The organism is Sphingobacterium arenae, from assembly GCF_014692505.1.
Lineage (GTDB): Bacteria > Bacteroidota > Bacteroidia > Sphingobacteriales > Sphingobacteriaceae > Sphingobacterium > Sphingobacterium arenae.
On record NZ_JACNYK010000001.1, the window covers coordinates 1,646,302 to 1,654,982 of the forward strand.

Genomic DNA, 8,681 nt, shown 5'->3' on the forward strand with positions numbered 1-8,681 from the left:
GGTTATATCGTCTCTTTTTGTGCGTAGTAGGGGCTTTCCTTATCGTCAGGATCTAATGACGGACTAACAATAGAAGTTCGGGACATCATGGATGAAAAAAAGTGTGGAACCAATAATAGTATAGTTACTGTGGATGCAACCAATCCCCCAATGACCGCTCTACCTAAAGGGGCAACCTGTTCAGCTCCATCACCCAAGCCCATTGCCATGGGTAGCATTCCTGCCATCATGGCGACTGCCGTCATTAATACTGGCCTTAATCGGGACGAGGCTGCTAACCTAGCGGCATTAGCAGGTTTGAGCGCCATTTTTTTACGATAGTACTCTGCCTGGTTAACAAGTAGTACGGCATTTGACACCGATACGCCTAATGACATAATAATTCCCATGTAGGACTGAAGATTGAGCGTGCTACCCGTGAGGAAGAGCAAGACTAGGCTCCCAGCAATAACTCCGGGTAGTACCGATAGAATAACCAACGGAACTTTAAAGGACTGGTAATAGGCTGAGAGCATTAGAAAAATAACGATAATGGCTACTCCCAAACCGATCAAAAGACTGCCGAGGGTTTCATCGAGTAACTGTAGCGTTCCTTCTGTCCATATTGTAGTTCCGCGAGGCGGTTCACCGGCATCGTTAATGGCTGCTTTAACTGCTCGTGATGCGGTACCCAAGTCCTTTCCGTAAACATTGGCTACTAAAGTAACATACCGATTAGGGCCTTTTCGGTTTACCTGTGCGGGGGAGGTAATTTGACGTATGGTTGCGATATCTTCCAGTACAGGGCGCATGCTGCCTTTTTTCACGGGAAGCGATCGCAATTTTTCTTCTGATGATATATCGCCTTCCGGTATTTGTACTTGTGTTTGAAATACCAACCCTGATTTTGGATCGATCCAAAGATTTTTATCCGTAAAACGGGTGGATGAGGTGGCGGTTACCAAACTTCGAGTAACATCCTGCATCGTTAATCCAAATTGTCCAGCTAAATCGCGATCTACATCAATCTCCAATGTGGGGTAGAAAAGCGCTTCGGCAATGCGGACGTCTCGCAGATAGGATATTTCTTTGAGGTTTGCTTCAATCTTCGACGCATGGGCAAATGCATCATTTATTTGATTTGCGCCTACTTTTATTTCAATCGGTGTCATAGCACCTTGTCCCATTATTTTCTCGGTCAGTTCCATCGGTTCGAAATTGAATCGGACTTCGGGATATTTTTCGGCAATCTCTTGCCTGATATCTTCTTTCAGATCTTCCATAGATCCGCTGTATACATCCTGATTGATGGATACCTGTAAGACAGCTTCGTGCGAGGCACTTGTGAAGAGAAAAATAGGATTGATTGGCGAGCCCGCAGGGTGCGTGCCTACAAATGCCGATGTTAGGTTTATTCCGTTATCCGGTACTAATGTCCTAATATCTTCGGTAACTCGGCTAACTATTTTTTCCGTTTTTTCAATCCGGCTTCCTTGGGGAGCTTGTATCCGCAACTGAAAATCCCCGTTATTAGAAACAGGCATTACATCTGTTCCCACAACGGCTAACAACGTAGCGGCAATCCCTCCGGCAATTAAAGCATATATGCCGAAAAGAAATAATGACTTTGTTCCCCATTTGCGCATCCTGTAAGAATAGTTCACCCGGAATTTTTCAAAGAAAGCTCTTTTTCTTGGCGTATCGGCTTCTTTGTTATGCTTGTTTTTCATCATCCAATTCGCTAAGATGGGGACGAAAGTTTGTGATGCTAAAAAAGACGCTATCATAGCGAAAGCAACTGCCATCGATAAGGGCATGAACATGTCTCTCGGAATACCTGTCATGATAAACGCAGGTGTTAACACAGCGAGGATACAGAGTAATATCAATAATTTGGGAATCGAGATCTCCAACAAGGCATCCACAATGGCACGCTGTTTTCTCTTGCCCATTTCCATATGCTGGTGGATATTCTCTATCGTTACAGTAGCTTCATCGACCAAAATGCCGATAGAGAGGGCTAGGCCACTTAATGTCATGATGTTGATGGTCTGGCCAAAAAGGTGCAATACCGTAACAGCCGAAAGGATGGCAATTGGAATAGTCAATACTACAATAACCGCACCGCGGGTATCACCCAAAAACAACAATATCATCAAGCCTGTGAATACAGCACCCAATATGCCTTCGTGAATAAGTGTCGAAAGTGCTCGTTCGATATAGGTTGACTGATCGAATTCATAACGAACATCTACATCCTCAGGTAGTTGGTTTTTGAGCAGGGGGATAGCATCCTTTAGGTTCTTTACTGCATCCAACGTCGAGGCATCCGCTTTTTTGATGATGGGCAAGTAAACGGACCGTTTGCCGTTTACCAGTGCATACCCCACGGTTTGATCGGCGCCATCTAGTACATTTGCTACGTCCTTCACATATATGGTACGGTTCCCGATTTTCTTTACCGGTGTATTCAGAAACTCTTCTGGGTTTTTGGCGATCGAGTTAATCGGTGCCATTAGATTTTGATCACCTATACGGATATTCCCAGCAGGGGAAGGGAGGCTGTTCTTCATCATCGCGATAGTCACTTCCTCGGGACTTAGTTCATTTGCTTGCAATGCTTCGGGATCTACATTGACAACTATAGAGCGGATGTTACCGCCGAAAGGTGCGGGCGACGTAATGCCCGGTATTTCTACGAACATCGGTCTAATTCTTGTAATTGCGAGCGTTTGCAGTTCATTGACCGATCGTTGCTCGCTCTCGAATACAAGTTGCCCCACGGGAAGCGAGCTCCCGTCAAACCTTACCACCATTGGGGGTACGGCACCGAGAGGTAGAAAACCCATCGCTCTGGAAACAGTGGTAGATACCTCGCCGGCAACTTGTGCCATATCAGTCCCGGGATAAAAGGTAAGCTTCATAAGCGTCAAACCCTGTACGCTTTTGAAATCTATGTTCTTTACCCCACTTACAAACAACAGTACTTTTTGAAACTCATTGGCCATAAACCCATCCATATAGGCAGGAGATAATCCCCCATAAGGCATAGCGATATATATCGCCGGCAGTTCCACTTCGGGAAAAATATCTACATGGATGTTTTTTATGGTATTATAGGAAAAGAAGCCTATTGTCATCACAAAGACCATAATGGCAATCGGTCTTCTTAACGCAAATCTTATCAGGTTCATGTGTAATAATTAAAGATTGTTAAATAGAAAATCAAAATCAGCGGTCAACTCTGCCTCGTAAGCGAGTAACGCCCAATAGTCACGGGAAGCCTCTATATGAGCATTTTCAGCCTGTTCTAGTAAAGTGCGTATCTGTAATAATTCGCTTAATGTAATCAGACCGCTTTTATATCTTGCTAAATACATACGGTAGGCGTCCTGCGATTGCTTTACTGCAAACCTCGTTTTTCCAAGCTGTTCATATTGCCTACGGATCTTTGTCTGTGACGCGGACAGATCTGCCTGCATCGCTTTGCCGTATTGTGCTTGGAGTAACTTGGTGCTTTCTGCATTCTTAGAAAACTCTTCACTTTTTAAACGGTTGGTATGGAGGCTGGTTATATTCCACATGATGCCGATACCAATTAAAATGTTGCTGGAGGTATTTCTGAAGCCATCTTGCCATTCGCCCGACACGGTGCCGTTTGGGTTGATGCCCGTTCCACGATAAGCATATCCTCCCAATAGATTTATAGAGGGTAAAGAAGCCCTTTTTTGAGCGTCGCCACGCAGTGTATAATATGTAGCTTGTTTATGCAAAGCTTGTAGCGTGGGGTGTGATACATTGATGCCGTGTTTTTCGCTTAACCGATCGTTTTTTGGATTGCCAAAACGATGGGCGGAGATTCCGTAATCAACGGTGTCGTGGCCATACAGTTCCAACAGCTTGATCAGCGAGGCATTTTTAAAGCCATCCCATTTATCTCGCTCCCCCATAGCCTGGACATAAGACGATGACGCTAATAGGCTATCTGCCGCTGGTCTTATCCCGGCAGCGGAAAGACCGGATGTAATGTTGCGTATACTGTCTAGGCGCTCCGCATTTCTGGTTGCCCAGCTTAGTTTGGCGTTGTTATATAATAGCGTAATATATCGTTCGGACAATGTTCTTTTAAGGTCCAGTAGATAAGCATCCTTTTCGCTGACTGTTTTATCGATCAGGGTATTCGCGGCTTCATTTGCCTTGCGAAGTTTTCCAAAAGAAAATAATTCCCATTCTACCGTAGTGGAACCGAAGCTGTTGGCTGCCAGAGAGCTACCGTTTGAGCCAGTTGTTGCACCACTTACATTAAAAAAACCTGCTTGAGGGAAAAATGCGCCTGCGCTGCCTTCGTATGTTCCATAGGTGTTTTGTACCTGTGCCTTAATTTGTGGTAGCATATTAGCCCTAACGACCCGTTCATGAACTTTTGCGGCATCAATAGCGGACATTTTTGCTCCAACTCCGGGGTAGTTTTTTTCAACATCAGGCCAGAGGCTACCCAACGTATATTGCTGCTGTGCGTATAATGGAAACACGGCAGGAATGACGAACCACACCGTGATTGCCATAATCTTTTTTATCATATTCCTATAAAATTTGGTAGGTCGTAAAGCCGACCAAGGATGATTTAAAAAATAAAAAAATAAAAATCACCTGTCGAAATCTTATCTCAACAAGAAAAGCCTGTCAGGAAGGGTATTAAATGATAAGTTTCCGGTATTGTAGGAAAATAGGTAGGGTACCGGCTAGTTTTAAGTTTCCATAAAGGGGATGTGCTTTTTCTTTACGGTGAGGAATGCAGAAAAGGAAAAATACAATAGCCGTAAACAATATCGCAGGTAGTATATCTACATGTTGCGATGAACCTTGTTTGATAACTTTCGTTGTCAACTCCGTATCCGCACAACGGTCAGAACTATGGAATAGGGCGTTTGACCGATTAGTGGACGATTGTTCTTTTTTTATTGGGTTATCTGCGAAATTTTTGATACTGGCCTTCACCGGACAAGAAGAAAGAAGCACAAAAAATAGCAGTGCTACGCCAGATAGGTATCGCTGATAAATTTTAAAGCTATCTAAAATATTCTTGTACATGGTTTACAAACATAGGTTTATTTGTCTAACTGCACAAAATAAAATCTCTGTTGGGTATGATTTAATATCGTTTAAAACATTTTGTCATCATTTTTTTACGCTAATTACCCCAAATTGGATATCCTATCATTTTGTTTACCTTTGTGGTAGGTAGATAATAATTATGAATAAACACGTTAAATCGATTTATAAAAAAGTGCTGGCAGCAATACTTTTGCTTGGCCTTTTCTGTATGATGATAAATACGTGCCCGATTAGGACCTTATTATCAAGTATCTCTTTACCTGGGACACATACGGAAAAATCCTCTGCTCCGCAACGGTTAATCGATCAGGGGGCTCGATGTTATGGCACCAACATGATTGAAGCCACGCTGTTGAAACGTTCGAAAGTCCGCAAAAATAATCATCAGAACGTTCCGGTTTTTTTTCGCGCAGGTTTATCTTTAGCTTCACTGCTTTTGTGCTCAGCTGCAAAGTCGATTGGTAAAAAGCGGAGATACTATTTTGTAGAAAGGGTTCCGCTGTTCCTTAGAAACCAGTCTATCATCATATAGTACCCATTCCATCCAATTTTTTCGGGGTCCAAACTTCTATGATTTTTAAAGATTTTGACCGCCGACTCGCTCAAAAACAGCTTTACTGGGTTTTGCTACACAATGGTTCGATAACGACCTAGGATACCAGAACCAAGAAGCCATATTTATAAATTGAATACTCAAAATACGAATACCATGAAAATAGGAATATTTTTAACCAAGATATTTGCATTAATCTTTTTTAGTGCTTGCAATGCAGCCAATGATGATAGTTTTATACTTGCAGGGCGTATTGATAATGCTCCTCAACTCCGTTCTATTGTCTTGTATGAAGGAGAAACATTTGTCGACTCTATTGCTTTAGATGAGAGCGGTAATTTTTATATGGAAGGTACAGCATTGGAACCAACGTTATACGAATTGCTTGTCGAGCAAGAGTCTTATATGTTGATATTAGAGAATGGAGAAAAGGTCGAGTTTAAAGCCGATTTAAATGCACCTCGCCAATACACGGTAAAAGGTTCTGAAACTTCGACAAAACTAAAAGAGCTTAACGAAATGCGTGACAGATTTCAAGAACACCAAATGAATTTACAAAATGAATTTGAGCAACGTTTGGGGAAGGGAGAAGAACAGGCGGTCGTTCAACATGATCTTATAGCTAAAAATGATGTCTACACCAGCGATTTAGCGGAACAGGTTTTGCAGTTTGCGCGGAATAATGAAGATAACCTAGCGGGTTTCTTCGGTATGTTGGTTCTCTATTCCGTAGATCCCACAGGATATGAAGAGGTGCTTGTTGAGTATGCGGAAAAAGCACGACACCAGTTTCCTAACAATGAGACAGCACAATCTTTTGCTACTCATATGGAAGAGATTAAGCCACTAAGCATCGGTCAAATTGCGCCTGATTTTAGTTCGACAACACCGGATGGCAAAGAAGTGAAGCTTTCGGATCTCAGAGGTCAATATGTTTTACTAGATTTTTGGGCAGCGTGGTGTACGCCGTGCCGTCATGAGAATCCGAATATTGTGACCCAGTATCATCAGTTTAAAGATAAAGGATTTACAGTGTTTGGCGTCTCTCTGGATCAAGATCGTGAAGCCTGGTTAAAAGCGATTAAAGACGACAAACTGGAGTGGACACAGGTCTCTGAGCTTAAAATGTGGAATAGCGAGGCGGGTCGGTTGTATAATATCACCGCGATTCCTGCATCTTTTATGATAGATCCTGATGGAAAAATAATAGGAAAGAATCTCCGTGGGCCGGCTTTGAAACAGTTTTTAGATAGAAATCTATAATTATATTAGAAGCTCATACAATTAAGCCTTGGGCTCTTATCCGGTCCACTTTGAAAAAAGCTCGATTTTGGTCGAGCTTTTTTCGATTAAGCATCAAAAGCCCCTATTATTATATTTGTTAGCTGCGGGCTTTTTTAAATTCAAGTAATAATCTCTCGTTTCCGGGGCGAATTTCTCAATTGCATAACGAAGCGTTATTCTTGGCATATCAGCCGCATATTTGTCAAGGAAAATTTTTAATGTTTTTTCATCACGTTTCCCCGCTTCTCTTATCCAACTTCCCACAGCTTTTTGCACGTATTCATCGGTGTCATTTATTAGAATTTCAGCAATTTTAAATGTATCTTCCACTTCATTTTTTCTAATAAAGTAATAGGTACTTACGATTGCAGTTCGACGTTCCAATGGGTTTTTAGATTTTGCTAAATTGTACAATTGTTTTCTATCTTTGTCGTGTAGATATCTACCAACCACATAGGGGGCTGCTCTATCTACTAAACCCCAATTATCAATCCATTTATGATTATCAATAAACGCTCTATATATATCTTGTCGTTCATCTTTGGAAGTTTTATTATTTCGTGCTTTCCAATCTAAAATAGATACAGCTCCAAGTCTATGATTGTCATCTTTTTCTCTTAGCAATTTTACAACCTCAAATACTGGAGTTTTTTCGTGTTTTTTTGCTAGAGAAAATATTTCTCTCTTTGGGATTTCTCCAGAATAATTTTGGCTTATTATGGTTAATGTTTCGATAAATTCTTTAGCGGTCATAGTCTAAGGATTATGTATTTTTTTATTTTTACGAGAAATTGTCAGTTTAACAATCCCCAGCAGGATGAGGGCAAGTGTAGCTATTAGAAAAAGTACGCCAATACCGTTCAATAAAGCCTTCGGATAGCCTAATTTGCTGGCATCGGCAAACGGGTAGGGGTAATGCTGTGTAAGGGTACCCAGAAGCATAACATACAGGATATACAGCAAAGGATAGAGTAGCCAAGGCAGAAACCCTTTCCAGGTCAACCCGTCTTTGGAGATGAAGCAAATCCAAAACAGCATGAAACCTATAGGTTGAACCGTATGCAGCAGTTCAGTGATCAGTAGCGGAAAACCCGAAAACTCGGATAATGGTCGGAGAACGGTATGGTATATCAATCCAACAATGGCAATAAACACGGTAATTGCAAAAATGGAGTCAGGCCGTATTAACCATTTCCCAATACGGGAAGCCCCTTTAAATCCATAAAATGTATAACACAGGGCAACCAGCGTATTGGTCGTTATGGTGAAGTAACCTATGAATTGGGCAAGATATCGTCCGAATGAAAGAGACCCTTCGGCAACCAAAATGGAAAACTGCGCGATAACTGCGAACCACCCGACGATGGCTCCGATAGCAACGTAAAAGTTTTTTGCTTTCATGGGATGGATATGCTATAAGATATCCAATAAAGATAGAAAGAATTTATCTGGGTTTGTATAGAACAACCTCTTGATCTTTCCATACACTAAAACAAAAAAAAGCCCGACTTGTTGTCGAGCTTTTTGTCGGGGTGGCAGGATTGCTTTAGCCACGCAATCCCCAAGCTCCACCCTAAAGCTCCTTCGGATCGAACCAACGGTTCTCATCCTGCCCCAGAACAAAAAAAGCCCGACTTGTTGTCGAGCTTTTTGTCGGGGTGGCAGGATTGCTTTAGCCACGCAATCCCCAAGCTCCACCCTAAAGCTCCTTCGGATCGAACCAACGGTTCTCATCCTGCCCCAGAACAAA

7 protein-coding genes are annotated in these 8,681 nt (G+C 42.1%); 1 reads left to right on the forward strand and 6 read right to left on the reverse strand.

The window, feature by feature from the left end; all coding sequences use genetic code 11:
• Nucleotides 1–2: 2 nt before the first annotated feature.
• The 3 genes from H8B17_RS06305 to H8B17_RS06315 all read right to left on the reverse strand — a co-directional run bounded on the left by H8B17_RS06305 (nucleotide 3) and on the right by H8B17_RS06315 (nucleotide 5,070).
• Entirely contained in the window at nucleotides 3–3,173 is a 3,171-nt protein-coding gene (locus tag H8B17_RS06305; protein ID WP_190308266.1) for an efflux RND transporter permease subunit, read from the reverse strand.
• Between the two features lie 9 nt (nucleotides 3,174–3,182).
• On the reverse strand, nucleotides 3,183–4,559 hold the full coding sequence (locus H8B17_RS06310; RefSeq protein ID WP_190308267.1) for a TolC family protein: 1,377 nt from the start codon (nucleotides 4,557–4,559) through the stop codon (nucleotides 3,183–3,185).
• A gap of 115 nt (nucleotides 4,560–4,674) precedes the next feature.
• Nucleotides 4,675–5,070: a hypothetical protein gene (locus H8B17_RS06315; protein ID WP_190308268.1), complete on the reverse strand. Its 396-nt coding sequence runs from the start codon at nucleotides 5,068–5,070 to the stop codon at nucleotides 4,675–4,677.
• Nucleotides 5,071–5,803: 733 nt separating this feature from the next.
• On the opposite strand from H8B17_RS06315, the gene H8B17_RS06320 reads away from it, so the two are divergent.
• Complete coding sequence (locus H8B17_RS06320; RefSeq protein ID WP_190308269.1) at nucleotides 5,804–6,910, forward strand: TlpA disulfide reductase family protein; 1,107 nt, start codon at nucleotides 5,804–5,806, stop codon at nucleotides 6,908–6,910.
• A gap of 93 nt (nucleotides 6,911–7,003) precedes the next feature.
• Here the strand turns inward: H8B17_RS06320 and H8B17_RS06325 are convergent, their stop codons facing one another.
• The 3 genes from H8B17_RS06325 to H8B17_RS20580 form a co-directional block, all read right to left on the reverse strand.
• Nucleotides 7,004–7,684 carry a DNA alkylation repair protein gene (locus tag H8B17_RS06325; protein WP_190308270.1) on the reverse strand — a complete coding sequence of 227 codons (681 nt, stop codon included), beginning with the start codon at nucleotides 7,682–7,684 and terminating at the stop codon, nucleotides 7,004–7,006.
• Between the two features lie 3 nt (nucleotides 7,685–7,687).
• Nucleotides 7,688–8,332, reverse strand: a complete 645-nt coding sequence (locus tag H8B17_RS06330; protein WP_190308271.1) for a Pr6Pr family membrane protein — start codon at nucleotides 8,330–8,332, stop codon at nucleotides 7,688–7,690.
• A 12-nt stretch (nucleotides 8,333–8,344) separates the two neighbouring features.
• The coding region (locus H8B17_RS20580; RefSeq protein ID WP_223816389.1) for a hypothetical protein at nucleotides 8,345–8,681 on the reverse strand (337 nt) is incomplete at its 5' end.

Bases quoted from the DNA above. Each gene is read 5' to 3' on its own strand.
- H8B17_RS06305 (WP_190308266.1), bottom strand. From the start codon at position 3,173: ATGAACCTGATAAGATTTGCGTTAAGAAGACCGATTGCCATTATGGTC.
- H8B17_RS06310 (WP_190308267.1), bottom strand. From the start codon at position 4,559: ATGATAAAAAAGATTATGGCAATCACGGTGTGGTTCGTCATTCCTGCC.
- H8B17_RS06315 (WP_190308268.1), bottom strand. From the start codon at position 5,070: ATGTACAAGAATATTTTAGATAGCTTTAAAATTTATCAGCGATACCTA.
- H8B17_RS06320 (WP_190308269.1), top strand. From the start codon at position 5,804: ATGAAAATAGGAATATTTTTAACCAAGATATTTGCATTAATCTTTTTT.
- H8B17_RS06325 (WP_190308270.1), bottom strand. From the start codon at position 7,684: ATGACCGCTAAAGAATTTATCGAAACATTAACCATAATAAGCCAAAAT.
- H8B17_RS06330 (WP_190308271.1), bottom strand. From the start codon at position 8,332: ATGAAAGCAAAAAACTTTTACGTTGCTATCGGAGCCATCGTCGGGTGG.